The sequence below is a fragment of the Thioalkalivibrio sp. ALE12 genome, from assembly GCF_000381105.1.
In the GTDB taxonomy this organism is placed as follows: domain Bacteria; phylum Pseudomonadota; class Gammaproteobacteria; order Ectothiorhodospirales; family Ectothiorhodospiraceae; genus Thioalkalivibrio.
Map to the genome: position 1 here is coordinate 65,204 of NZ_KB905905.1, position 24,688 is coordinate 89,891.

Here is a 24,688-nt window from a genome sequence, read left to right on the forward strand (position 1 = left end):
AATGCACCTCACCGCCTGCAGTGGCGCTACACTGAGGGGACATTCCCGACGCGCTGGAGCGCCTTGTGAACCCGCCACGCACCGATTCGCCCGTTCTCGATATCGGCAGTGTTCCGCTTCCCGAGGGCGGGGCCATTGGCATGACCCGCTGCCCCGGAAAACGCCCGAATGAACGGGTCTGCGGGCCGCGGGACGTTCAGGCCGATCTTGCGGCTCTGAGGGATTGGGGCGCGGGCGTGGTCGTGACCCTGAATCAGGACGATGAACTGACGAGCCTTGGCCTGCCTGATCTCGGGAAGACGGTGCAGGCGATGGGCATGCACTGGCTGCACCTGCCGATCGGCGACATGGCCACCCCGGACCGTCCCTGGGAAGGGGGCTGGCGGGACGTCGGTCCTCGGGTCCAGCAGTGGTTGCGATCCGGCGAACGCGTCGTTTTCCACTGTGGTGGCGGCCAGGGCCGCGCGGGGACCATCGCGGCCCTTACGCTCATTGAACGCGGATACATGCCGGACGAGGCCATTCAGACGGTGCGCAAGGCCCGCCCCGGTGCGATCGAGAGCCCCGACCAGGAGCGCTACCTGCTGAATCGACCGCTCCCCACTTGATCGGACTGCCTGGCGTTACAGGCCGTTCCGGGCGAGCAGTTCCGGGATCTGGCGCTTGAACCGGAAGAATCCGTGGGTGGCATGGGGCCAGGCGAGGTCGTCCCACATCCGGCGCAGCGGAATGACCTCGATTCCGTCTTCCGCCAGCTCGTGAGCAATGACATCCAGGGCGTCGGCCAGGGGCCCGACAGGCGCCTCCGGTGTGGCGATGGTGGTCACGCCGGCGGCGGCACACTGCGACCGGAGGGTCTCCGCATGGAGTTGCGGGAGAACGGTTGCGGGTTGCTGCAGGCTCTCGCCCGCGCGCCGCGCCGCATCCTCGGCTAGCGTGTCTACCCAGTGGCCAGTCGCGGCCCCAAATGGCCAGGGCATGTCAGGGTGGCCGCGCCGGGCGACGGCGATTGCCGCCACGTCGGTCTCCTTCGGCAATACTTCCTGACCGCTGAAGTCGTCGCCATGCAGCAGGAGGAGCACACGCCGGCCGCGCGGCAGGGTTCGCGGGCCCGGGAGGGCCCCAGCAGCAGGCGGACTCTCGTCGCGGATAGCGGGCGCTTCGGACGCCAGACCGTGCGGACCGAACCGATTGTCGGTAAACCGGGCAATATTGTCGGTCGTTGCGAGGTAGATCTTGCCCGGCGTCTGGATGCCCGCGACCCAGCGCCAGCCCAGGGTGTTGGAGGCAGGGTCGGCATCGAGCAGATGGCGCAGGAAGAAGTCCGCCCCCAACGTCCACGGCAGCCTCAGAGTGAAGATCCAGATCGACGCAAACCACATGCGCGCATGGTTGTGCAGATACCCGGTTGCGACCAGTTCGCGGGCCCATTGGTCGAATCCGTCGACTCCGCTGCGCCCGGCCTCGGCCGCGGCGACGGCCTCGCGCAGGCCATCGTCTTCGGCGAGGCGTGCCCGATCGCTGTCGCGTTCTTCCAGGAAGGCCCGCCAGACGCGGGGGCGCATCTGCAGCCACCCCTTCCAGTAGGTACGCCAGAAGACTTCCTGGACAAACTTCTCGGCCGCCTCGGGTGAATGCCGGGCCAGGACCCGTGCGATCACCTCGTGTTCGCTAATGGCCCGATGGCGGATGTAAGGCGAAAGCAGCGATACGTTGTCGCGGCCACCGGGCCCGGGGTCGCGGTTGCGCTGGGCCGCATAGTGACGCCCCGCGCGGGGGACAAAATCCGACAGCCGCTCCAGGGCGGCCGCCCGTGACGGCGGGAAAAGGGCGGCGCGTTCGTCTGGTGGGTCGCCGTCGGTGTCGACGAGGCCGGTCATGGGGTGCCCCTGTGCGGGGCGGGAAGGTTCTCGAGGACCGCGTCCGCTAGGGCCTGGCCGCTGTCGAATGCCGACTCGACGCGCGGTCCCAGGGCCCAGTCCCCGCAGGCGCCCAGGCGCTGCCCGGCGTCCCAGAGGCAGGGGCGGCCGGCGGCCTGCTCGACTCGCGCGTACAGCCACCGGTGGACCTGATGCTGGAGCAGGCGGGCGGAGCCGAGCAGTGGCCGCAGGGCGCTCAGTAGCGGATGGGCCAGTTGATCCGGGTCTTCCTGGATGTGCTTGCGGGACCAGTCGGGGCCAGCGTGGGCCACGAGGGCCTCGGATTCCGCATCTCGGCCAGGTTTGGTGCCGTTCCGGGCAACCCATGCCAGTGGTTGCCCGGACAATTCGCGCGACGTTTCGTGCAGGTCGGTCCGGCCTTCGACGGCGGCCATCAACGCAATGCAGGGGGCATAGCGAACGCCTGCGAGCTCCGCAAACCCCGTCTCGGCGGTGGCCGCCAGCTCTGCGGCCTGCGGTGCGGGCAGGGCGAGCAGGACTGCGTCGAACGGGCCCTCAAGGCCGGCATGTTCAGGCACCGACTCGATCTGTAGATACCAAACCCCGTCTGAACGTCGAAGGCCGTCGACTCGGGAGTTGCGCCGCACCTCCAGGGGTGCAGCCAGGGCACCGGCCGGGGCCGTCATGTCGGGGTGGCCCACAAGCCTGTCGGCTCCCCATTCCGCCACCACACCCTGCGCTTGCCAGGCCTGTACCTGACGGCGAAAGCCTGCCCCACGAGCAGTGAAATACTGGGCCCCGTGATCGAAGCTCAGGCCATCCGTGCGCCGCGTCGCCATGCGTCCGCCGAGGCCCCGGCTCTTCTCCAGCACGAGACAGTCATGACCGGCATCGTGCAGCCGCCGGGCGGCTGCGAGCCCGGAGATCCCGGCACCAATGATCGCGATGCGTGCCACAACCCTTCAGCCGCCTGTCGGGACCATTGGGCGCACGCGGGAGAACCCGCCGTCCACCGACAGGACCTGGCCGGTGACCCATCCGGCCTCGTCGGACAACAACCATGTGACAGCCCGCGCGAGGTCTTCCGCCTGCCCGTAACGCTGCAGCGGATACTGCGCCACGATCTGTGCCTCGGCACGCGGGGAGGCAAACAACCGTTCGGTGGCGCCCGTCCGTGTCAGCCCGGGTGCAATCCCGTTAACCCGGATGCCGTGGCCGGCGTAGGTCGCGGCAGCGGCCGGGACCAGGCTGGCGATCGCACCCTTGGCCATCGCAATCGCCTCGTGATTGGACACGCCGATCTGAGCAACGACCGAGCTGAACAGAACGGCGCTGCCGCGGGGTTCGTCCGTCTGGAGTCGGGCCTTCACCCAGGCGCGCAAAGTGTAAAAGGCGCTGTCCTGGTTGGCCGCCATGCAGTCGCGATACTGCGCCTCTGTGGTTCGGTGCAACGGGGCCAGCAGCGCGCTGCCGGCACAGTGAGCGAGTCGCGTGGGGGGCTCGCCGAAATGTTCGGAGGCCCGGACCACGGCCGCATCCGCGCCTTCAGCGGTACTGACATCCGCGGCGATCGTACAGGCCTCGAGGTCATTCGGAAGCTGCCCGCGAAGGGCTTCCAGCCCCTCGGCGTTGCGCGAGACAAGAGCGACCCGGTCATATGCGGGATCGAGGGATCGCAACAGCGCGCTTGCCACCCCGCCGGTTGCGCCGGTCACCAGGACCGTCCGTTTCGTCATCGCGCGTGGCTCCTTCGGGCTACTTACATGGGGCAAGACAAAGCGTTCGTCCCGTCTCCGGAGGGCAAGTTCAACAGGGACCTTCGAGCCGCCCCTGAGCGGGTTGTCGCTTTGCCCCGCACGAACCCCGAGCGCCGCCGGGTGTCTGCACTGGGAAGACCGGGCGGCGGCTTCCATGCAGGCCCGCCCAGCCCCACCTTGCGGAGTCCGTGACAGATGCCCAAGCCCGTCCACCTCGTATGGTTCAAGCGCGATCTGCGCGTCGATGATCACGGCCCGCTCCATCACGCCGCACAGGCGGGACCCATACTGCCGCTGTACATCGTGGAGCCCGGCTACTGGGAGCTGCCGGATACGAGCCGGCGCCATTGGGATTTCATCCGGGCCAGCCTCCTGGAACTGGACCAGGCCTTGTCCGATCTTGGTCGGTCCCTCGTCGTGCGCGAGGGCTCTGCGGTGGAGGTGCTCCAGCAGCTACTCGACGAGATCCCGGTTGCAGCCGTGTACAGCCATCAGGAAACCGGGAATCGCTGGACCTATGACCGTGATCGTGCGGTCGCACGCCTGCTGCGCGATCGCGGTGTCCCGTGGCGCGAGTATCGTCAGCATGGGGTCGTGCGCGGGCTGCGCAACCGCGATGGCTGGGCGTCCCAGTGGGAGGATTTGATGCGTGAACGCCCCTTTGGCGCACCTGGGGCTTTGGCTGCTGGACCCGCGGTGGCCGGCGGGGTCGACCGCCTGCCGCAGGCTCCGGCGGGTGTTGCGGCCGACGCCGCGATCGATCTGCAGTCCCCGGGGTTGCAAGCCGGGCGCCGCGTTGTGCGCGAGTTCCTGCGCGAGCGCGCAGAGCACTATGCCGGTGGTATCAGCAGCCCCGCGCGGGCCTGGACCGCCAGTTCGCGGCTGAGCCCGCATCTGGCTTACGGCACGGTTTCGTTGCGCCGCGTGCTACAGGCCTCGCGCGAACGTCAGAGGGAGGTGGGCGCGCCGCGCGGCCTGGATCGCCGGCAGGCTGCATGGAAGAGGTCGCTGCGCCAGTTCGAGGAGCGGTTGCACTGGCACTGCCACTTCATGCAGAAGCTGGAAGATGCCCCGGACATCGAGTTCCAGAACCTGCATCGTGCCTGCGATGGACTGCGTGAAGACGCCTTTGATGAGCACCGTTTTCGTGCCTGGCAAGACGGCCTCACGGGATACCCCCTGGTCGATGCGTGCATGCGCGCCTTGCGCGATCACGGCTGGATCAACTTCCGTATGCGCGCGATGGTCGTCGCGTTCGCCTCATATCACCTCTGGCTCCACTGGCGCCGGCCCGCGCAGCATCTGGCACGCATGTTCACGGACTACGAGCCCGGCATCCACTATAGCCAGATGCAGATGCAGTCGGGAACGACGGGTATCAACGCCCTGCGCATCTACAACCCGGTGAAGCAATCGCTGGATCAGGATCCGGACGGCGTGTTTATTCGGCAATGGGTACCGGAACTGGCGCGAGTACCGGGCGACTGGATTCACCAGCCCTGGAAGATGACAGAGGGCCTGCAGCGTGAATCCGGTTGCCGCATTGGCCACGACTATCCGCTGCCGGTGGTGGATCACGAGCACGCGGCGCGGCTGGCACGTGAACGCTTCAAGTCGGTGCGCGGGACCGGGGCTTCCCGTCAGGAGACGGCCGGTATCCACCAGCGCCATGGCAGCCGGCGCCGCCTTTCTGCGCGTACCCCGGGCCGGACGAGGCAGGCGCGTACGCGGGATCAGATGGACCTGTTCCCGGACCCGGATCCGTGAGCGGCTTCCGGGGTACGGCTTCGGTGCTCGTCGAACAGCGCGGCTGTCCTGCATGTGTACGCGGTAGAGTAGGGCGTTACGGCCGGCTCGGTAGGGCGGGCTCGCTCCGTCAATCGTCACCGGTAGCGATCGAGGCATACCATGCGAAGCGCGATCTATGATTTCCTGATCCTGCGGCTGACGGCCCGCTGGTACGCGGCGGCGCTGGAACGGATTCCCGACGGGGCACGGGTTCTGGACGTGGGGATCGGCACGGCCGGGGCATTACTGGCCAACGCACCGGGTGTCAGACGCAAGGAATTGCGCGTCACGGGGATCGACATCGACGGCGACTACGTCCGTCTGGCCCAGCGGCGGTTGGCGGAGTCACCGTTGGCCGACTGCGTCGAGGCGCGTCAGGAATCCGTGTACGACCACGCGGGCGGCCCCTACGACGTGGTGTATTTCTCGGCGAGCTTCATGCTGCTGCCCGATCCAGAACAGGCCCTGCGCCATGCCACTGGCCAGCTACGACCGGACGGTCGCTTCCTGTTCACGCAGACCATCCAGCGTCGGCCCTCTCGCTGGATGGAGTGGTTCAAGCCGCTGCTGCGACGGCTCACTACCATCGATTTCGGGCAGGTGACCTACGAGGCGGATCTCCGTGCCCAGCTGGCGGCGGCCGGGCTGGTGGTCGAGGAATGGACCGTGCTCGCCACCCACGGGGCTCGCGCCTCCTGTCTGGTGGTGGCGAGACCTGCCAGTACGACCGCCGGTCAGGATGCCAGCCAGCGCGCCAGCAGCATATAGCGGCCACTCATCGATCCAGACCACCAACCCCCGTAGGAGCCTGCTTGCAGGCGAAGTTCCGAACAGGCGGTCATTCCGGAAACGCACAGCGGTTATTCGGGAACTCGGGCTCCGGGGCCGGGGCGGACGCCAGAGATCCCGGCTCTGCGCTTTGCTCCGGCCGGGATGACGGTGTGGCGCGTGGAAGGAGAAGGGCGCCCACTTCCTCACGCTTCGCCGTCTCTCCGCTCGGGGCGATGTGGGGTCAATCCGAAGGCAGACATCCAGGCACCGAGGGGTTACGGGCGTTCGTGCTCTTCTCCGGAGCCCAGCCAGAAGTCCAGGCGTTTGGCGAGAAACTCCTGCCCGCTCATGTAGTGGGACCCATCACAGGAGAAGTTGAGGCCAACCATGCCGTTGAAGATATTGAGGGAGCCGGAGCGCAGGTAGATCGTGTCGTCCATGAAGCGCAGCTCGCGGAAGGTACGGAACACCGCTGCGACCTGATCCGTGGAGAGTAAGGCCTCCTCGGGGTAGGACCGCTGGGGATAGGCGAGACAGATCCCGGGATCCGTGAGGTCCTCGTAGTCCAGCAAGCGGTAGCGGAACGGGTCGTCGCGCAGCCACAAGGTGGCCCGGGAACTGGAGAAATGCAGCTTGCCGTGGAATACGCCGTGGGCGGCCACCAGCTCGGTCAGGAGATCCAGTACCTCGTCGATCCGGGTGTCGAGCGGGCTGTCCACCCGATGCTGGTTGAACAGGCCCCCGCGGATCGCTGGATCCCCCTTCAGCTGCATCCATTGGTCCGGCTGCTGATAGAGGTCGCGGGTCAGGGGCAGCTCCCGCAGGTCGAAGTCCGCCCCCAGGAATCCCAGCAGTGTGCCGTCGCTTTCGGTCAGACGTTGCACGGCCGTCAGGGTAGGGCGGCGCCGATTGCGGCTGATGTAGGCCGACGACATGGAGAATTCGGCACCCGCCAGGGCATCGGCCATGTAGGGCCGGGTACTGCGATCCCGCCCGGCCTGGTCCGGCAAGGGGCCTTCCGGGGACACGTTGGCGGTCACCTGGTGAGCGCGCGGATCGAGCACATAGAGGTACTTGCAGGACGGCAGCGCGCCCAGGGCCACGGCGAGTCGCTGCTCCAGGGCCTCACGATCGCCCCACCTCTCGGCGCAGGGGCCCACCAGCCGCGCCAGGGCGGTCGACAGTTGCCCCTGAAGGAGCAGTCGCTGCCGGGCCACCGCCGTCATTGTCGCTTCACTCATGGCCTTCGCTCGGAGGATACCGATGGGAACGCGCCCGCCAGGGGCGACCGTCTCGCGAGGGTGCCGCAGCACCGTCGGTGGCGCAACAACCGACTTGACGCATCCTGACGTCGGATAGGCCACGGCGTTGGGCGTGTCGCCATTACGGGCTATAAGTGGCCCCTTGATGGGACTATTCGTAGAGACAGCTACCACAGCGCGGCGCGCGCTCAACAGCTCAGGTCGGCCCTCTGGCCGAGACAGTGGCAAAAGACAAGCGCCAGCCCGCGAAATGCACCTGATCCCCGCAGGTTCCGTCAGCGAGCTGCGCGAGAAGCCAGCCATCACCGGAACGACGATGCCGCCCCAAAGCGCTTGCGCCTGTTCGTCACCGAGGCTGAAGCTTCCCTACTGTAGGAGGCGAGCCCTCTCGCCGATCGGGCATGTCCAGCGCCCCATCGCCCAGAGGGCTGGGCTCCTACCGGAGAAGGGGGCTGTGGCGGCATGTGAACAAGATGGGTGTCCTCTTCCGATATCGATGTTTATCGACGATCCGAGGATGTTGGCCTATATTTGTGGCAAACTTTGCCAGAAAAAGACGCGGAGGCCACCATGGCCACAATGAACATTTCGCTACCCGATCCCATGAAATCCTGGGTGGAGGAGCAGGCGCAATCCGGCCAGTACAGCAACAGTAGTGATTACGTGCGAGACCTGATCCGCCGCGACCGGGAGCGTGCGCGAAAGATCGCGCACCTGCAGGCGCTCACCACGGAAGGCCTGGAAAGCGGTCGTGGCGAGCGAACGATGGAAGATCTGAAGCGAGCCTCCAGGAAGAGCGCTGAAGGCTAACCTCATGCGCTATGCCCTGACCTGCAAGGCGGAAGACGACGTCATCGAGATATTCCGCAGTAGTGTCGAGCAATTCGGCCTGCAACAGGCAGAGCACTACCACAGCCTTCTAGCTGCAACTTTCGAGTTTCTGGCGGAAAACCCTCGTGCAGCGCGTGAGCGAAAGGAAATCTCACCACCCGTTCGGGTTCATCCCGTTGGCGCACACATCGTGCTGTACCAGCTCGAAGGTGATGAGATCCTGATCATCCGTATTCGCCACGCGCACGAGGACTGGGAGGGAGACGCGCCGTAGGCAATGTGAAGGCACACGATCCGATCCTGGTCTTCGTCCCCGTGTGGCCGGGAGAGAGCCCGTCGGAATCAGAGGCCCCCTTGCGTCAAAGTTGGCCGGGCGGGGCAAAAGGCAAGGTCTGAACCCTTTGCAGCGATTTCTCCGTATTTAGAAATAGTCGTCCTCGTGCTGGTGCCGAAACGCCAGCAGGGTGACTGTTTTGGCATCGTCGATCTCGAACAGGGCGACATAACCCGAGCGTCCAAACGGGATCAGGAGTTCGCGGATGCGGGGGTGGGAGACGTCGGGCATGCGGCAGCTAAGCGGAAAGCGCTCCAGGAGCGATACCGCCTCGCCGATGGCGGCGCGGGCCTGGGCCGTGGCCGCCGGATCGCGCTCCACCAGGAAAGCGACAAGCCGCAGGAGATCTTCGCGTGCCGGCGCCGTAAATCGTACCGAGTAACTCATCCTTGAGACTCCAGTTGGCGGGTTACTGCTTGCTCAACAGACGGTCGAGATCGTCCAGCACCGATTGGGCCGGATAGTACTCATCCGTTTCCCGGGCACTGCGCGCGGATTCCAGACCGCGTGCCAGGAACTCGGCCAGGGCCTGTCGCCGGTCAATCTCGTGGCGAACGGCATCCTCGATAAAGGCCGACAGCGTTTCTCCCTCGCCAAGGGCCTGCTCCACCTGGTGCCGAAAACCATCGCTGACCCGCAGGGCCGGTAACGTCGTGTTCTTCATACCAAGTCTCCGGAAGGACCTTCTCGCACTGTATCGCAAATGCAATACAGTGAGCATCCGTGGAACAGTCCTGGCCGCTCTTCTCCCCGGTGCATCAGGCGCGCCGTGAAGGGCAGCCCCCCGCATGGTCATCCCGGAAACCGCGCAGCGGTTATCCGGGATCTCGGCCGCCGGGGCAGGAGCGGACGTCAGAGATCCCGGCTCTCCGCTTCGCTTCGGCCGGGATGAGGGTGTGGCCCCTGAAAGAAGATGGGTGTCCTCTTTCTCCGTCCCGGCGTCTTTCCGCCCGGGATCGCCTGATCTATAGCTTCGACGATCAAGCCATCTATATCTTCGCGATCGGCGGTCATTACGACACGCTGTGATGCGAGCCGACCTATCCCTCGGCTCGGGCGCGCATAGGAAAAAGCCAAGGCTGGACACCCCGAGGCCACTGGGATTATCCAGGGTGCGTGAAGGCCCCATTTAGGGGGCGAAATGCCTTGTTGAAGGTCCGGAAGCCGACGTTGGGCGCACGAAAGCCCTGTTTCGACAGCACGTTCCCGTGGTCCGACCCCGTCATCAGCAGTCAACCTGTCCCCGTTTCCCGGGTGTAACGCGCCCTATCCGGGGCCTGCGCACTGGCTTCTGAACATCCTGCAGATCACCGTTTTCAGGGGCTTGGTGACCTCGGAGATCATGCCAGGCCGCACAGGTTCAGATGTCGATGCCGACCGCCCGGAAGCGCTGGCGCAGTCGATCGTAGTGGCTGCCGGGCCAGTAGACTCGGCCGCAGCCGCTGCAGCGCACGAACGCGCCGAAGCGCTCGAGCACCCCGGGCGGCACCTCGCTCGGCTCGACCGAGTCGGCGAGTGCAGCGCCATCGATCGACCGGAGCTCGCCGTTACACCGCATGCAACGCGAGAACGGCTCGAACAGCCCGGCGAGCTGAAAGCGGTCGACCACCTCGCGAAGCTGTTGCAATGGGTCCGTAGCGTGCACGTACCGCCCGTGAGTCACCCGGCCGTCCTTCAGCAGGCCAGTGTCACGCGTGAGGATAATGCGGTGCTCGTCCTGCGCGGTGCGGATGATGTACTCATCGGAGAAATCGTTGGCATACAGGCAGTCGAAGCCCAGCGCACGCAGGTAACCGGCCAGCCGGCCCAGATGCACATCGAGGATGAAGCGTGGTTCGCGCAGCGGCTGGGGTCGCAGGCGGGAGACGTCGCCTACGTCGAAGGCCTCGAACACCGGGTAGACCGCCACCCGCTCACCGCCGCGCAGCCGGTGGCCGAAATCCACTGCCCGCCCGTCGACCAGTACCAGGTCAACCTCCGTGTGCGGCACGCCCAGCGACTCGATGCGGTCCTTGACCGAAGGGGTTCCGTCGAACGCGTGTTCAAAGCTCTGGTATCGCCGTTCGGGCGCGAGGAAGTCGTTCAGCTCGGCATGCAACCGGAAGGTCGCGGTCGCGCGGCCGAGGGGTGCGGATTCGCGGTCCTTGGGCGGGCACATGCCTTCGAGCATACCGAAACCACCCCACGGAAGAGGCGCGCTTCAGCCCCGTTCTTCCCCCGGGCCCGACAGACTCCTGGCGGTTCAACATTGGGCGGCGACCAACCGCCGGCAGTAGACTTGCCGCAAGTCGCTGACCCGAAAAGGATGCAGACATGAACGATGTCTTTCTTCAGATCGCCAACGCACTGGTATTAGGGCTCGAAGCAGTCGGCATCGCCGTGATCATAGGTGGCTTCGTGCTGGCAACAGTGGTTTGGCTGGTCAACATGCGCCGCATGAGCACACACGAGGCCTACGTCGATTATCGCCGTCGCAGCGTGCGCGGCCTGATTCTCGGACTGGAGTTCCTGGTCGCGGCCGACATCATCATGACCGTAGCGATCGAGTACTCCATGGAAAGCGTACTCATGCTGGCCCTGATTATTCTCATACGCACACTGCTCGTGTTTGCCCTGCACCTGGAGATCGAGGGCCGTCTCCCGTGGAACCAGTCGGAGGACGATAGCAAGACCTGACCCACTCGCAGCGGTGGGCCAATGTCCGGTGTGATGATGCTGGAGCAGCACTGGGAGGCGATCGTGAGGTCGGCCACACGAGAATGCTGCTACCCCCACGACCCCAGGAGGGAGAGAAGCCATGTGCGGACGGATGACGCGCTATAGCGCGACCAGCGAACTCGCCATGCGGTACTTCCAGATCCCCGTCGACGAGGGGTTCGACGTACCCAGGTACAACGTTGCCCCCGGTACCCATCTGGAAGCGTTCTGGGCCGGCGAGGATGCGCCAGCGGCCTTCCAGCCGATGTTCTGGGGCTTTCGGCCGAGGCGCGTCGAGGACGGGCCGCGACCGATCAACGCTCGGGCCGAGACGGTCGCCACCAGTCGGTATTTTCGATCAGCGTTTGCGCACCGGCGATGCATCGTGCTGGCCGATGGTTGGTACGAATGGCGCAAGACCGAACAGGGCAAGCAGCCGTACTACATCACCCTGGCCGAGGGCGCACCGCAGGAGATCCTGATGATGGCGGGTATCTGGGAACCCATGGTCGATGGGGGTGCCTGCTGCGCGATCATCACTGAACCCGCCAACGATCCACTTGCACATATCCATGACCGCCAACCGCTGATACTCGACGCACAGTGTCGGTGGGACTGGCTCGATCCGGGACTGTCCGAGCGTGACGACATCCGGGCCAAGACTCGCCGCTTTCCGCCGGACATGTTGCGCTATTACGCCGTTTCGAGCCGAGTGAATCGACCGGTCGAGGACGACCCGGGCCTGATCGAGCCGAAGCGCTGATCGGAAGGTGGTAGAGGGTCAGACCTTGCTTCTTGCCTCCTTAGCTGACCAAGGGAAAAAAGCAAGGTCTGACCCCGGAGACCACGCGGTCTGCCGCCAGGGAGAAGATGGGTGTCCCCTTTTTCGAGGCTGATCTGCATTGATGCGGGGGCAAAAGGCAAGGTCCGACGCCCGAAGCGTACCGTTGATGCGGGGACAAAAGGCAAGGTCTGACCCCGAAGCGTACGAACAGCCTGGGAGGTCATCCGGGATCTCGGGCGGAGAATGCCCACACAGAGACCCGCAGGCGATCTCCGAGTGCTGGGTCCATGCAGAAGCCAAAGGATTCAATTCCGCCTTTGCTGGCTTGGCGCTGATCGTGGCCGGGAGTTCCGTCGAGCGCCGTACTGGCCGCATCCGCCAGCCCGATCTGGAAGCGTTCCGGACCGGTCGTGATAATCACGTAGAGCGCATGGGCCTCCGGGAGATCGCAGCCGCATGCGCCTAGATAGGTTAGGACGTCCGACTCCCAGAAGGATTCGAGTGCCTCGTCCGGGCCGGACACCAACGAGCCGTATGCCAGGCTGAACCCGTCCGGCCGCACCCCCTCGCTGATCAGCTCAATGTTCGAGTTCAGGAATAGGGTGCCCGGGGCGTGCGGATCGAAGTTAACCCGAATCACATCCAGCAGGCACTGCAGAAATTCTCCCGGCCGGTCGAGTCCTTCCGTGGCCATAAAACCCGGGCTGTCATCCGGCTCCGGAGAGCCACCCTTGAAGGCCTCAAAGAACCGGTGCAGATGCAGCGCCGCGGCCGATAGCTCCTGGCTGAATATCGTCGGATTTTTCATCGGTCGAATAGGCCTATCGTTCATACATGGGTTTCCAGCCGACAGAGGGTTACCGTGGTCTGACCCCGTCATACCCGGCGACAAGCCCGGCAGGCACTTCCGTCTCCAGCCGCACCCACGTAAACCCGAGTCGACCGGGGTATTCCTTGAGCAGCAACTGGCCGCCCTTGTCGGCCTCGTTGTACAAACTCCTGCCGACGAGAATTCTGTCGCGATCAACGGCTCCGTCCCAGCCTTTGAGCCACAGGTAGTAGCTGGTGCGACGATATCCCGGCGAATAGGTTTTATCCAACACTTCCACCACGTGCAGTTCCGGCGGCGAGAAGTCCAACGTCATGTTGGCTTCCCGGGCCAGGCTGTAACTGGTGATGGAGGCACCGATGAACCCCACCAGAACGAGTTCCAGCACGACCAGGTGGGTTCGGGACGTGCGCCCCAGCCACGCGATGGTGAGGGCGATCAGCGCCCCCACAATCACTGCGCCGGATACCATTGCCAGTGGCACCATGGTTGCCGGAGCGACCAGATTGGGAAGCGGTACGTAGATCCGTCCCGCAGAGTGAACGACCCCGGTAATCAACAATGCCGTGCTGATTCCGGTCATCAACGCCGCCTTCCACGCGGAGCGATCGCCGCGTCCACGTGCAGCTTCCGGAATTTCCCCATCCAGGGCGGCTGACAATTCGCGAAGCGATGGCATGAACGCCCGCACTAACTCCACCGTCGGAAGACGATCATGACCCCGTCGCGAAACCACCTCGACCCAGACCTGCTGGTCCCGGACGCGTAGCTGTCGGAACCGATAGCCATGGGTCTCGCAGATCTCCATGATCTGAAGCATCAAGCGCTGCGTCGTTTCACAGGTCTTCAGCGCACGGCAGATGGAATCCTGATCACTGACCAGGTGAAAGGCCCGGTCAAACGCGCGATTGCCCGTGCGGCACGCGACGGACAGGCCTACCCCCGTGAACACCGCGTCCCACCACCGTCGCCGCTTGGCGCGAAACACCACGTCCGGCGCGTGGTGGAACCCCACGCGCTCCAGAGGCGCCAGGTGGCGCCGGTCCCTGGAGTTGTACAGCGCATCCTCCGGCGGTCGCTCCTGGCGCTGCCCCGTCATCGTGTCCACCGGTGAAAACCGAACCGGCCTCCAGCGATCCTCCAGTCGCTCTCGGTAAAACAACATCGCCAGGCCAATAAGCGTGACGATCCCGGCCATCATCCACATGCGCACCTCCCCTGTGCCTGCGTATCGTCCTGTAACCTATCGTCTCATAACCAGAGAGTTGACTGAGTCCGCCTCCTTCGTCAGCTCCTAGTTCACTACGACAGGGAGTATCCGTCACCTGCAGGTAGACCACACTCATCCCTCGTGTTAGAAACCCGTTATGGATGATATTACTGAAATGACCGCGAACGATGACTACACGAATCTCCGTCCGCTCCTTGCGTCGTGGCTGTCGACCGTCCAGCACTACTGCGAGCACCACGAACAATTCGATAATTGCTGGTGGCACATTGAGCGCGCATCCATAAGTATTCTCGCCGGCGCGGCATGGCGCCTCTCGGGGCAGAACCGCCAGTGGGCAGCGCTTGAAGAGTTTGCGACCAGGAAGCGAGTGAATGTCGATCAAGATGTAAATGGCCGCTGCGACCTATACATTTCGAATAAGGACGAATCGTACGCTATCGAGGCCAAGCAGGCCTGGCAATCCATAGGCAACCGGAGTTCGGGGGCCACGCAGGTTCAGGCCAGCATGAAGCAGGCGTGGGATGATGCAGGCAAACTGAGCATTGATGAAGCCGATTACCGATTAGCTGTCACTTTCGTTGTCCCGTACATCCCGCTGAGTGAGGGTCTTGATGAGAAGGGCAAGGTCGACCTCAAAGGGGTTCGCGAGAAAGTTAATACGTGGCTCGAGGATAAACGGAAATTCGAGAGGGCTAGGGGTAAACCAACAGCCTATGCCTGTTATTTTCCGTATGACTGCTCAAATTACCGTAACGAGCAATCCGGTCGTCTCTTTCCGGGAGTAGTCATCGTGACTGAGCGTCGCCTACGCGGAAATTAATAGGCCTCGACACATCGAACCAACCTCTCCCTCCGGAGCAATCTGCGGGCAGGCCTAAGGGAATGTCGGTGCGCCGGCGGGCGCGCCTCGGCCCTCTCGTTGTCCCCGTGGTCACCCATGGGGTCAGGTCACCCATGGGGTCAGACCTTGCCTTTTGCCTCTCGCTTGATTCGTGGGCAAAAGGCAAGGTCTGACCCCTAGTTGACCTGTCCAAACTGCGGCAACCGGCCGGATCGTTCCAGGAATTGTCCTTTCGTCCAGCCTGCAACGTCATCCCGAAAACCGCAAAGCGGTTATCCGGGACCTCGGGCTCCGTGGCCGGAGCGGACGTCAGAGATCCCGGCTTTGCGCTTCGCTCCGGCCGGGATGACCGATTGCCGTCAGGGAAAAGATGGGTGTCCTCTTTCTCCCCGCAGGTAGTGCTGGGGGGGGGGCAAAAGGCAAGGTCTGACCCCGAAGCGTACCCGCGTCCAGGTAGTGCTGGGGGGGCAAAAGGCAAGGTCTGACCCCGAAGCGTACCCGGGTTCTCTTCTCTAATCTGCGCCAAAGAATCGCATGAAAATCGAAGCTGCTCCCTTAGCGAAGTAAATGCACATTCTTGGGTCGAATCATCGAGCTCAAGCTCTATTTTTAGGTATTTATTGTCTACTTGGGTGAAAAGCAAAAGGATCGGGAGTTTGGAGGTATCTTTTAGCTCGAAGGCTTCGATAAGTTTCTTGTTTTCCGCGGGCTCCTTCCAGATTTTAACCATCATTCCCATAGTGCCTTTAGGGAAAGATGGCCATTCATAGTCGCCGCTGCGCGGCCTCACAGAAAATACACAGAATCTATCGCCTGTAATCTCATGTAGAGATAGCCAATAGTCGTCATCCCGCAATACCTTTTTTATGTTCGGGTGCTCATCTGTATACAAGATAACGCCAAAGAAATCGGCTACACCATCCCTTGACCTGTATTCTTCTACTATCGAATTAAAGCTATCCAACTTAACTCTCTCTTGTCATAACGCCTGCGCTCAGCCGCGGGGAAGCCGTCGTCTGCAGCGTCTAGTTAGCCATGCCGACATAGCTCGTAGCCACCCATGCTAGGCCGAGCATGCCTGTAAGGAATACAATGATTCCGAGAACAGCGAGCGTCACGATCACCCACTCCGGCCACTTGTAGTGCGTTGCCTTTGGCCCGCCCTCTAACTGCCTACGCCAGCGTTCGCCAAAAGCGTAGTCTCGGATGACTATCGAAACCAAAGCTGCCGTCAGGAGGACTATGGACAAGAAAAGCGCCCACCAAGATAAGCGTAGACATTCTAGGAGAGCTTGATCTTCCAGACGGACCTTCCCGCCAGTGAACAAGCCGATTGAGAGTGTAAGAGCGCCACCGCTCAACTAGAAGATCGATCGTGCCAGGGAATCTACACGACGCCTGACATCCGCTTGGTGAACATTGAATTGTTCCAACTCGTTCGACATCTTCGTTCTCGTAGTGGTTTCGCGGCTAACGCCAAGCTCAGCCGAGGCGGCGCGTAAGCGCCGACTTCGGCTGGAGCGCCTGGTTAGATCACTTGTGGTGCCACCAAATGCGGAACCTGGTCACGAAATACCAACCAAGGCCGCCCACGATCAGCAAGATGGGCACAGCTCCCGGCTCCCCACCCCCTTCTCCCGCGTTCATTTGCGCCATGAGCCAAACTACGCCAATGACCACCGCAGCGACCGAGCCGAGGGTATGCAGCTTCAGTTTTTTGCTCGTTTCTTGAACGGTGGTAAGACTTGCTCCTGCAGCTCTTGACTCCGCCTTTGAGGCTATCGCGACACCACAATTCGGGCATGAAGGGGCCGAATCAGAAACTTCTTTTGAGCACTCGGGACAACTTATCAAAGCCATGCGTATCTCCTTTCTCTTTTTGTGATCTAACGCCAGCTATCAGCCGCGCGAGGTACGAGCGTCGGCTGCATGGCTTGGTTAGCTATTTTCACTATGCAGGTCTCTGGCTTCTTGTTTGACTCGTTCTCGCAGTCTTTCCCCAAGATTTTCAGCCTTGAGAGCAGCAAAGCCTTTTGGGTTAAGCTGACAATGGTAATCATGATGCTCCATTCTCCGCCTCTTTTCTTCTTCTCGCTTTTCTTTCTTGCTCTTGGGAAGATAACCGAGGACCCTTAGGCCACCGATCGCCGCATCCGCCAATGTCCCGATCAATCCAATCAAGCCAAGAATCGGATGTACGTAAAATGCTAATGCTACAGCTGCTGGTATTACTGTGCGACGGAAAAACAAGATGGCAATAATTACTCGCATTCCAACGCGCTGTTCTTTGAGCTTCTTCTCTCCTTCCTTTCGTCTTTCCTCCTTTGTGCTGTAGCTGATCGAAGAGTAGACCCGTAACAGGTTATCTGGGCTTGTATCGAAGGGCGGCATTGCGAAATCTCCAAGGCGGCCCCACTCAGTTACGACCTCGCCCGCGTGTGAATATACCAAAAGGTCATGCCGATTATTACCGTCTGAAACATCAATAGGATCATCGTCGCTGTTAAATGCAGTAGCCACAATTGGAGCCGGGAAGCGGCCGAACCAATGCTGCGCCTCGTCTCTGATACGTTTTGTTATTGCCTCCATCCCCTCGTGGCACTCAGCATAAACCAAGGACAACGATGCAAACGGCCTATATTCGTCGGCAGGCAGGTACTCAACAAACAACCCCGGCCCCCGAGTTTCTTTGAGCGTTTCGAAAGCCAATCCAATTTCGTTCGTTAAAGCCATACACCCAAACCTATCGTAGAGGCTCAGCTAACAGTGATTGGATGGCGCGCACGGATATCGGATGAACGTGCGCGCGTGTTCAATTGGATATTGGACCGGTCGTCTCGTGTAAGGGAAGGATTGGAAATCAGTCGGATCCGGGGCCCGGGTGTTTCTTAGCACTTGATTATGGCGCAGGGATGTTGGTGCAGTTGGAGGCCTGTGATTGGTGATGGACCCTTTATGCTGCTGATCGATGGTCATGTCAGGCGCCAGTGGTCGTTGTCGGTGGTGGCCTGGCCGAGGATTTGGAGGGCGGCGAGGACCTGGGTGATCGACTTCGTGGGTTTGCGCTTGAAGTGGGTGGCCAGGGCTTCCGGGGTTTGGGGGCCGATGGCGAGGAGGCGGCGGACGGCTTCGACCTGGTCAGGCATGGATTTGGGCCAGGTGGGCTTTTTGGCCGGTTCGGTCGGGGTGTCGGCGGTGGCCTCGGGTTTGGCTTCCAGCGTGGTGGTGGTCTGGGTGGCTTCGGGGGCCTGGTAGTCGGGGCGCAGCCAGCGGATGTGGCCCTGGGCTTCTTCGGCGGCGCGTTCGGCGTTGAGGGCGACGAGGCGGCTGAGGAGTTCTTCTTCGGCTTCGGCCTGGTCGGCGGGCTTGTCCGGCAGCGGGGTGGTGGCGCCAGGGCGGCCGACGAGGCGGTCGGCGAGGTCGTTCCAGCCGTAGGCGTCGAAGACGGCGCGGTCGAGGTCGTCGTGTAGTTCGCGCAGCAGGGAGACGAGGCCCTGTTCGTGGATGGTGCGTTCCTTGGCGGTCAGCGGTTCTTCGGCGCGCAGTTTTTCCAGCACGTTGTACATGCCGGTGAGGGTGAGGTCCGGGTGTTCGGCCTGACGCGCATTGCGGTGGGCGTCGATGCGTTCGGCGAGGTCGCCGATGGTGGCGGCCTGCTCATCGTCGAGTTCCGGGAAGGGGAAGGTCTCGAAGCAGCGGGTCTTGTTGTAGCGGGGGCGATCTTCAAGTGTCCCCCCGGTAGCTAATGCCCAAATGACATGAATCCGGCTAGACAAAACGCCCATGCTGGACGGGCATTCGATGGCGATATTGATAAGCCCGTCGTCAGGCAGGATGTCGGCACTAATGAACTGAAAGACCCGGTGCTTGGTGGTCTGGACAGTTGCAATGTAACGGGAGAGACCGTTCAATGTCTCACGGAGATTGGGGTTGGTCTCACCAAATAGCCACCATTTCTGTCTCCGTGATTCACGTTTGTTGTTATCACGCTCTGGCTTAACCCGCTCTAATACCCACTGGTACACTTTTGGATAGCTTGCCCGCACTTCGTCTATATTGAGTCCGTATAAGTCAATCACCATGACATTGCGGGGAGACTGAGTGAGATCCCGACCATTCCTGTAGTTACGGATATGCTTCTCGAGCCCAACATCATGGCCCAAGCCGATTGCTGCCGCATCTTCGGGACTTATCACAAAGCCTTTACCGAACAAGCAAACACCACGATTACTGATTTCTCGATTAGCCTCCAGTGCCTTGGCTTCAGCGACATTTGCACCGACTTCAAGGTTCGAGAACAACTTGCCAGATCGACGCGCTAACTCTACGGTACGGGCATCGTCGTCCGTATCGCGTTCGCTGACCACATAGCACAAGACACCGGGGTGTTCGCCAGCCACCCCGACCGTCATGGCAATGCGCACGGCAGCACCATCGCTCGCTTCTATCCAAGGATGGTCGGGGATGGCGAGGGCAAGCGAGAGGGGTTTCTTGCTGTCATTCAGATGTGATTCCACCACACGGCGACTGAAAGTCTGGCGTAAACTATTGGTGGTGATAAAGCCAAAGCGGTGTGCTCGGCCCTCCCGCGCTTTCTCAGCCGCGATGTGCCACCAGTACATGACGAAATCGGCCGAGTCCGGCACTACGCCCCTGAACACTTCACGCACCGCATCGACGTATCCATCTCCCAACGCGTGGCGCATACGTTTTGCGCCGATAAACGGCGGGTTGCCGACGATGTAGTCGGCTTCGGGCCATTCGGTGCGGCGCGGGTTGCTGTAGTGGTAGACGGGCGTGCGGGCGGTCTCGTCGGGGATGAGTTCGCCGGTGACGGGGCTTTTCTTGTAGCTGATGCCGTCCCAGATGGTCACGGGCTGGCCGTGGTCGTCGGTCATGGGTTCGCGACTGTCGTATTCGATCAGCGCGTCGCGGCATTCGATGTTGTGGAAGTCGCGCAGGATGGGTTCGGGCAGGCTGAGGCGGCCGTGCAGGCGGTAGTGCCATTGCAGGTAGCCGATCCATAGCACGATTTCGGCGATGGCGGCGGCGCGCGGGTTGATCTCCAGCCCGAGGAACTGGTGCGGGTCGACGGTGAGGCCTTCGGTGTCGAAGGTGGCCTGGCCGGCGCTCAGGTCGCGGATGAGGTTGAGCACTTCGCCTTCGAGGCGCTTGAGGTGTTCCAGCGCCACGTAGAGGAAGTTGCCAGAGCCGCAGGCGGGGTCGAGCACGCGTACCTCGCGCAGGCGCTGGTGGAAGTGGTGCAGTTCGTCCAGGGCCTTGTCGGGCTTGTTCTGCTGCAGCCAGGCCTCGGCGGCCACCTGCACGGTGTTCCATTCGGCGCGCAGGGGCTCGATGAGCGTGGGCATGACCAGGCGTTCCACGTAGGCGCGCGGGGTGTAGTGGGCGCCGAGCTTGTGGCGTTCGCGCGGGTCGAGCGCGCGTTCCAGCAGGGTGCCGAAGATGGCGGGTTCGACGAAGCGCCAATCGGCGCGGGCGGCCTGGATGAGCAGGCCGATCTGGTCGGCGGTGAGCGGGATGGGGTCGATGTTCTGGAACAGGCCGCCGTTGAAGCGCTGCAGCTTGTGCATCAGCTGGCCTTCGTAGCCGCCGGTGTTCATCGTCTCCCACAGCGAGCGCATGGCGTCGGGGAAGTGTTCGGGGTTCTGCTGCAGGCGCTCGAGCAGGGCGGTGAAGCTGCCCTTGGGCAGGAGTTCGACGTCCTCGCTGAACATGGTGAACAGGCAGCGCTTGAGGAAGTGGGCGACGCGCTCGACCTCAAAGCCGTGCTGTTCCAGGGATTTGGCCAGTTCGGCCAGGCGCGTGCTGACCTCGCGGGTGACGCGGGCGGCGTGCTTGCTGGCGTCGAGCTGGTCGGGCGCCAGCCACAGGTGGTGCAGGCGCTGCTGGATCTCGGGATCGCGCAGGTCTTCCAGGCGGATGCGGTGGCGGCTGGGGTCCGGGTAGGGGACGTAGGTGCCGCCGGAGCGGGAGAATTCGGCGTAGAGCTCGAGGCTGCGGCCGACATCGGTGACCACGATGAACGGCGGGCGGCCTTCGTCTTCCGGCAGGGCGCGCACGTACTGGTCGGCCTGGTTCTGCGCGGCGAGCATGGCCTTGTCCCAGCCCTGGGTGTGCAGGCCCTTGCCGGTCTGCTTGGCCTCCAGCACGAAGCAGCCGCGGCGGTAGAGGTCGATGTAGCCGCGGTTCTCGCTGCCGTCCGGGTTGCGGATGGTGACGCGGCGTTCGAACACATAGGTGTTGTCGCGGGTGTCGTCGCTGGCCGGGTCGGGCTGCGGCAGGTCCAGCAGCGCGCACAGCTCGGTGAGGAAGAGCTGGTAGTTGGCGCGCTCGCTGCCGCCGGCCTCTTGCCAGCGGTCGAGGAAGGCCTCGACCTGCTCCGGCGAGGCAATCGGCGCGGGACCAGATTCTTCGGCGTGGGCCGGGCGGGCCTCGAGTCCATCCATGTGACGCATGTCCGTTTACGTGTTGGGCCTGACCTTACCGATTCTGCTGGCGGTTGTCCTGTGGGGTGCGGCTCTTGGGGTGAGGTGTGTAGTGCCGTGGTGGGTTCGGGCGTGGGAGATCGCGGCTCTTCGCTGCGCTGCGGCCGGGATGACGAGGGGGTGCTGCGGGCGGGATGACGGTGTTGGGTGGGGCACAAATTGTGGGAGTGTGCTGTGGGAGCGTGCTTGCACGCGAAGCCTTTGACTGTGTCTGGCTTTGGCAGGGGCTTCGCCTGCAAGCAGGCTCCCACAAGGGGAGGCGGACTGGTCGGGTGATTTCTTCGGCTGGGATTAGCGGGTTGGGATGCAGCCGGGCAGGGATTGTTCGAGCGAGTAGGGGGTGATGCCGAGGTCGGCGAAGGTGCCGAGGGTGGGGTTGGCGATGTTGTCCTGTTGCATCAGGTAGAGCTGGTCGCGGGTCAGGGGTGGATTGGGGAGCAGTGAGCCGAGGGCGGCCAGGGCGTGCCAGACGGTAAATGGTATGGGCAGCATGGGGCGTTTGCGGCCCAGGTGCGTGAGGACCAGGGCCACGATCTGGCGGTAGGTGAGGATGTCCGGGCCGCCGAGTTCGTAGATGGGGTGTGTGGGCGGCTCGTCTGCGCACAGGCTTGCGAGAGCGCGGGCGATGTCGCTGACGTGTACCGGTTGCAGGCGGGTGGTGCCGCGGCCGAACAGGGGGATGACCGGCAGGGGCGTGAGGCCGGCCAGGTTGCGCAGGAAGGCGTCGCCCGGGCCGAAGAGGACGCTGGGGCGCGCGATGATGGCGTTGGGGAATTCGTGCAGGACGGCGGCTTCGCCTTCGGCTCGGGCACGGATGTACGACGATGGCGAGCGGCTGTCGGCGCCGATGCCGGAGATCTGCACGACGCGCTCCAGGCCCGCCCTGTGGGCGGCGCGGGCGAGGCGCGCGGCGCCTTCGACGTGGATGGTGGTGAAGCGCAGGTTGCGTTGCTCCACGTACAGGCTGACGGCGTTGATAACGCCCCTGGCATCTTCCACGGCGCGGGCGACATCGGCATCGTCCCGGATGTCGGCGCGGCAGTGCTCCACTCGGGGATGATTTTGCAGAGAATCGGGTAGTACCGGGCGGCGTGAGGCGATGCGCACGGTGTGCCCGGCGTCGAGCAGTTCGTGCACCGTGGCGCGGCCGAGAAAGCCGGTGCCGCCGAATACCGTGATGCGCTTCGGGTGCATGGTGAGCCCCCTTGGTTCAAGTTCGCCGGGCGGTATGACTGAGCGATGGCTTGTCGCGCAGACTGGTCGGGTCAGCGGCGTCGCGTTGCCCCTGGGAAAGCCGGACGGGGATGCGTTGCGATGGGCTTTGACAGGGGGCGGGGAGTCGGTACAATACGCGGCTCGAAGACGACAGGCGCGTAGCTCAGCTGGTTAGAGCACTACCTTGACATGGTAGGGGTCGTTGGTTCGAGTCCAATCGCGCCTACCAGTTTGTAGAAAAAAGCGAGTCAGGGTCCGCCCGGCTCGCTTTTTTTGTGTCCGGGGTTCGGGCGGGCGCGTCGACAGGGCCGAGTAGAGGCGGCAGGCTGAGCGCTCGCGTGGGGTTTGAAAGGGGGGCTTCGCGTCCGGCGATGGCTTGGTGATGCGTTATCCGGTTTGGTTTTCCTGGCTTGTGGCGGTGCTGTTGCTGGCGCTGGTGGCCGGCTGTGCCCCGCTGCAGCCGGCGCCGGAGCGTGCCTGGCAGGGGCTGGAGCCGCCGGCGAGCGAGGGGCCGCTGGCGACCTGGCTGCAGGGGCATCCGCCGGCCCGGGACGAGGGCAAGACGGGCTTCCGGTTGCTGGACGAGGGGGCGGAAGCGTTTCGCTGGCGGGTGATGAGCGTGCGCATGGCACGCGAGCGCATCCAGGTTCAGTCCTACATCTGGCGCGACGATGCGGCGGGCCGGGTGCTGATGGGCGAGCTGCTGGGGGCGGCGGATCGCGGGGTGCGGGTGTCGCTGCTGCTGGATGACATCGATGCGCGCGGGCGCGATGCCACCCTGGCCGCGATCGATCAGCACCCGAATATCGAGGTGCGGGTCTTCAACCCGTTTCGCAGCCGCGAGGGCTTGTTGCGCGCGAGTGCGGAGTTCTTCTTCCGCGGCAGCGACCTGAACCACCGGATGCACAACAAGGCCTGGATCGTGGATGGGCATCTGGCGATCACGGGCGGGCGCAATGTGGGGGACGAGTATTTCGAGGCCAGCCCGGACTACAACTTCGCGGACCTGGACCTGGTGGTGGTGGGGCCGCTGGTCCGGGAGATCGATCTTTCGTTTGTGGAGTTCTGGAACAGTCCGGGGGCGATCGGGGTCGCGCGTCTGGCGCGGGAGAATGCCTCGCCGGAACGGCTGGCGATGCAGCAGGGGGCCTTGCGCGCCTGGCTGGCACAGAACCACACCCACCCCCTGATGCAGATGGAGCCCCTGAACGGATTGCCGGTGCCGCAGCCGGTGGCGGATGCGGCGGCCTATGTGTGGACTACGCAGGCCGAGTTCGTGGTGGATGACGAGGCCAAGGCGCGCGGGCGCGGCGAGGGTTCGCGGGTTGCGGATGCGCTGGGCGAGCGGCTGCTGGGCGTTGAAGAGGAACTGCTGATCGTGTCGCCGTATTTTGTGCCGGGGCGCGACGGGGCGGCCCAGTTGGCGCGCATGAGCGAGGCGGGGGTCCGGATTCAGGTGCTGACGAATTCGCTGGCCGCCAATGATGTGGCCTTTACCCATGCGGGCTATGCGAGCCGGCGCCACGCCTTGCTGGATGCCGGCGTGGAGCTATTCGAGCTGCGCCCCACCGGGCCGCCACGCTGGGCGCGCCTGGAGCGTGACCGCGGGATCGATGCCTCGCAGGCCAGCCTGCACACCAAGCTGCTGGTGTTCGACGGCCGCGAGGCCTTTGTGGGCTCGTTCAATCTGGATCCGCGCTCGGCGCATACCAACAGCGAGTCGGGCGTGTTCCTGCGCGAGCCGGTTCTGGTGGAGCGGCTCGCGGCGCTGCATCAACAAGGGATTCGGCCGCAGGTGGCCTACCGGGTGGGGCGGGATGCGACCGGCGGCCTGGTGTGGCGGGACGGCTCCGGCAATGCCCACCGTTACGAGCCCAAGGCGGGGCTGTGGCGGCGGTTCGTCTCCGGCGTGACCCGGATTCTTCCGGTCGAGCCTTTATTGTAGGGGCCGGCCGCCGGAGG

General features: G+C 63.6%; 22 protein-coding genes, 1 tRNA gene and 1 pseudogene. 11 read left to right on the plus strand and 13 right to left on the minus strand.

All coding sequences use genetic code 11. The features are described 5' to 3' along the window. Positions 1-65: 65 nt before the first annotated feature. Positions 66-608, plus strand: coding sequence for a cyclin-dependent kinase inhibitor 3 family protein (locus F614_RS0100330; RefSeq protein ID WP_026329770.1), 543 nt, complete (start codon positions 66-68; stop codon positions 606-608). A 15-nt stretch (positions 609-623) separates the two neighbouring features. Here the strand turns inward: F614_RS0100330 and F614_RS0100335 are convergent, their stop codons facing one another. Genes F614_RS0100335 through F614_RS0100345 form a run of 3 tightly spaced genes read right to left on the minus strand, consistent with a single transcriptional unit; the run spans position 624 to position 3,616 of the window. Then, entirely contained in the window at positions 624-1,880 is a 1,257-nt protein-coding gene (locus F614_RS0100335; RefSeq protein ID WP_019557995.1) for an FAD-binding domain-containing protein, read from the minus strand. Beyond that, positions 1,877-2,836 carry an NAD(P)/FAD-dependent oxidoreductase gene (locus tag F614_RS0100340; protein ID WP_019557996.1) on the minus strand — a complete coding sequence of 320 codons (960 nt, stop codon included), beginning with the start codon at positions 2,834-2,836 and terminating at the stop codon, positions 1,877-1,879. The genes F614_RS0100335 and F614_RS0100340 overlap by 4 nt, the downstream gene beginning before the upstream one ends. A gap of 6 nt (positions 2,837-2,842) precedes the next feature. Further along, the gene (locus F614_RS0100345; protein WP_018875397.1) at positions 2,843-3,616 is read right to left on the minus strand and encodes an SDR family NAD(P)-dependent oxidoreductase; all 774 of its coding nucleotides are present in this window, start codon (positions 3,614-3,616) and stop codon (positions 2,843-2,845) included. A 216-nt stretch (positions 3,617-3,832) separates the two neighbouring features. Here F614_RS0100345 and F614_RS0100350 point away from each other — a divergent pair, with 216 nt between their 5' ends. Together F614_RS0100350 and F614_RS0100355 are read left to right on the plus strand one after the other, a co-directional pair. Next, complete coding sequence (locus tag F614_RS0100350) at positions 3,833-5,404, plus strand: deoxyribodipyrimidine photo-lyase (RefSeq protein ID WP_019557997.1); 1,572 nt, start codon at positions 3,833-3,835, stop codon at positions 5,402-5,404. A 141-nt stretch (positions 5,405-5,545) separates the two neighbouring features. Then, positions 5,546-6,193 carry a bifunctional 2-polyprenyl-6-hydroxyphenol methylase/3-demethylubiquinol 3-O-methyltransferase UbiG gene (locus tag F614_RS0100355; RefSeq protein ID WP_019557998.1) on the plus strand — a complete coding sequence of 216 codons (648 nt, stop codon included), beginning with the start codon at positions 5,546-5,548 and terminating at the stop codon, positions 6,191-6,193. A 278-nt stretch (positions 6,194-6,471) separates the two neighbouring features. Here the strand turns inward: F614_RS0100355 and F614_RS0100360 are convergent, their stop codons facing one another. Beyond that, positions 6,472-7,422: a PDC sensor domain-containing protein gene (locus F614_RS0100360; RefSeq protein ID WP_018867961.1), complete on the minus strand. Its 951-nt coding sequence runs from the start codon at positions 7,420-7,422 to the stop codon at positions 6,472-6,474. A 606-nt stretch (positions 7,423-8,028) separates the two neighbouring features. Between F614_RS0100360 and F614_RS0100365 the strand changes: the two genes are divergently transcribed. Beyond that, positions 8,029-8,268, plus strand: coding sequence for a type II toxin-antitoxin system ParD family antitoxin (locus F614_RS0100365; RefSeq protein WP_018867962.1), 240 nt, complete (start codon positions 8,029-8,031; stop codon positions 8,266-8,268). A gap of 4 nt (positions 8,269-8,272) precedes the next feature. Next, positions 8,273-8,563 carry a type II toxin-antitoxin system RelE/ParE family toxin gene (locus F614_RS0100370; protein WP_018867963.1) on the plus strand — a complete coding sequence of 97 codons (291 nt, stop codon included), beginning with the start codon at positions 8,273-8,275 and terminating at the stop codon, positions 8,561-8,563. A 147-nt stretch (positions 8,564-8,710) separates the two neighbouring features. On the opposite strand, the gene F614_RS0100375 is transcribed toward F614_RS0100370, so the two are convergent. Both F614_RS0100375 and F614_RS0100380 read right to left on the minus strand, forming a co-directional pair. Further along, positions 8,711-9,010, minus strand: coding sequence for a type II toxin-antitoxin system RelE/ParE family toxin (locus tag F614_RS0100375; protein ID WP_018867964.1), 300 nt, complete (start codon positions 9,008-9,010; stop codon positions 8,711-8,713). Between the two features lie 22 nt (positions 9,011-9,032). Beyond that, positions 9,033-9,287: a YlcI/YnfO family protein gene (locus F614_RS0100380; protein WP_018867965.1), complete on the minus strand. Its 255-nt coding sequence runs from the start codon at positions 9,285-9,287 to the stop codon at positions 9,033-9,035. Between the two features lie 269 nt (positions 9,288-9,556). On the opposite strand from F614_RS0100380, the pseudogene F614_RS14735 reads away from it, so the two are divergent. After that, positions 9,557-9,652: pseudogene (locus F614_RS14735) on the plus strand (Txe/YoeB family addiction module toxin); the annotation flags it as partial. 331 nt (positions 9,653-9,983) lie between these two features. Here F614_RS14735 and F614_RS0100385 read toward each other — a convergent pair. Further along, on the minus strand, positions 9,984-10,793 hold the full coding sequence (locus tag F614_RS0100385) for a Mut7-C RNAse domain-containing protein (RefSeq protein ID WP_018867966.1): 810 nt from the start codon (positions 10,791-10,793) through the stop codon (positions 9,984-9,986). 143 nt (positions 10,794-10,936) lie between these two features. Here F614_RS0100385 and F614_RS0100390 point away from each other — a divergent pair, with 143 nt between their 5' ends. Then, a complete protein-coding gene (locus tag F614_RS0100390) occupies positions 10,937-11,299 on the plus strand; it encodes a DUF1622 domain-containing protein (RefSeq protein WP_018867967.1) in 363 nt (120 codons plus the stop codon). Positions 11,300-11,432: 133 nt separating this feature from the next. Then, positions 11,433-12,083 (plus strand): SOS response-associated peptidase, encoded by a 651-nt coding sequence (locus F614_RS0100395; protein ID WP_018867968.1) that lies wholly within the window; start codon positions 11,433-11,435, stop codon positions 12,081-12,083. Between the two features lie 241 nt (positions 12,084-12,324). Here F614_RS0100395 and F614_RS0100400 read toward each other — a convergent pair whose 3' ends face one another. Both F614_RS0100400 and F614_RS0100405 read right to left on the minus strand, forming a co-directional pair. Further along, positions 12,325-12,912: a hypothetical protein gene (locus F614_RS0100400; protein ID WP_018867969.1), complete on the minus strand. Its 588-nt coding sequence runs from the start codon at positions 12,910-12,912 to the stop codon at positions 12,325-12,327. Between the two features lie 49 nt (positions 12,913-12,961). Then, complete coding sequence (locus F614_RS0100405; RefSeq protein ID WP_019558000.1) at positions 12,962-14,140, minus strand: hypothetical protein; 1,179 nt, start codon at positions 14,138-14,140, stop codon at positions 12,962-12,964. Between the two features lie 160 nt (positions 14,141-14,300). On the opposite strand from F614_RS0100405, the gene F614_RS0100410 reads away from it, so the two are divergent. After that, positions 14,301-14,984: a hypothetical protein gene (locus F614_RS0100410; RefSeq protein ID WP_231367149.1), complete on the plus strand. Its 684-nt coding sequence runs from the start codon at positions 14,301-14,303 to the stop codon at positions 14,982-14,984. A 1,554-nt stretch (positions 14,985-16,538) separates the two neighbouring features. Here the strand turns inward: F614_RS0100410 and F614_RS15070 are convergent. The 4 genes from F614_RS15070 to F614_RS0100425 all read right to left on the minus strand — a co-directional run bounded on the left by F614_RS15070 (position 16,539) and on the right by F614_RS0100425 (position 22,705). Then, the gene (locus F614_RS15070) at positions 16,539-16,865 is read right to left on the minus strand and encodes a zinc ribbon domain-containing protein (RefSeq protein ID WP_081619660.1); all 327 of its coding nucleotides are present in this window, start codon (positions 16,863-16,865) and stop codon (positions 16,539-16,541) included. A gap of 78 nt (positions 16,866-16,943) precedes the next feature. After that, complete coding sequence (locus F614_RS14740; RefSeq protein ID WP_155986815.1) at positions 16,944-17,738, minus strand: hypothetical protein; 795 nt, start codon at positions 17,736-17,738, stop codon at positions 16,944-16,946. Positions 17,739-17,977: 239 nt separating this feature from the next. Then, a complete protein-coding gene (locus F614_RS0100420; protein WP_019558002.1) occupies positions 17,978-21,472 on the minus strand; it encodes a DNA methyltransferase in 3,495 nt (1,164 codons plus the stop codon). 330 nt (positions 21,473-21,802) lie between these two features. Next, on the minus strand, positions 21,803-22,705 hold the full coding sequence (locus F614_RS0100425) for a complex I NDUFA9 subunit family protein (protein ID WP_019558003.1): 903 nt from the start codon (positions 22,703-22,705) through the stop codon (positions 21,803-21,805). Positions 22,706-22,878: 173 nt separating this feature from the next. On the opposite strand from F614_RS0100425, the gene F614_RS0100430 reads away from it, so the two are divergent. Together F614_RS0100430 and F614_RS0100435 are read left to right on the plus strand one after the other, a co-directional pair. After that, positions 22,879-22,955, plus strand: a tRNA-Val gene (locus F614_RS0100430). A gap of 153 nt (positions 22,956-23,108) precedes the next feature. After that, positions 23,109-24,671, plus strand: a complete 1,563-nt coding sequence (locus F614_RS0100435; protein WP_019558004.1) for a phospholipase D family protein — start codon at positions 23,109-23,111, stop codon at positions 24,669-24,671. Positions 24,672-24,688 lie beyond the last annotated feature (17 nt).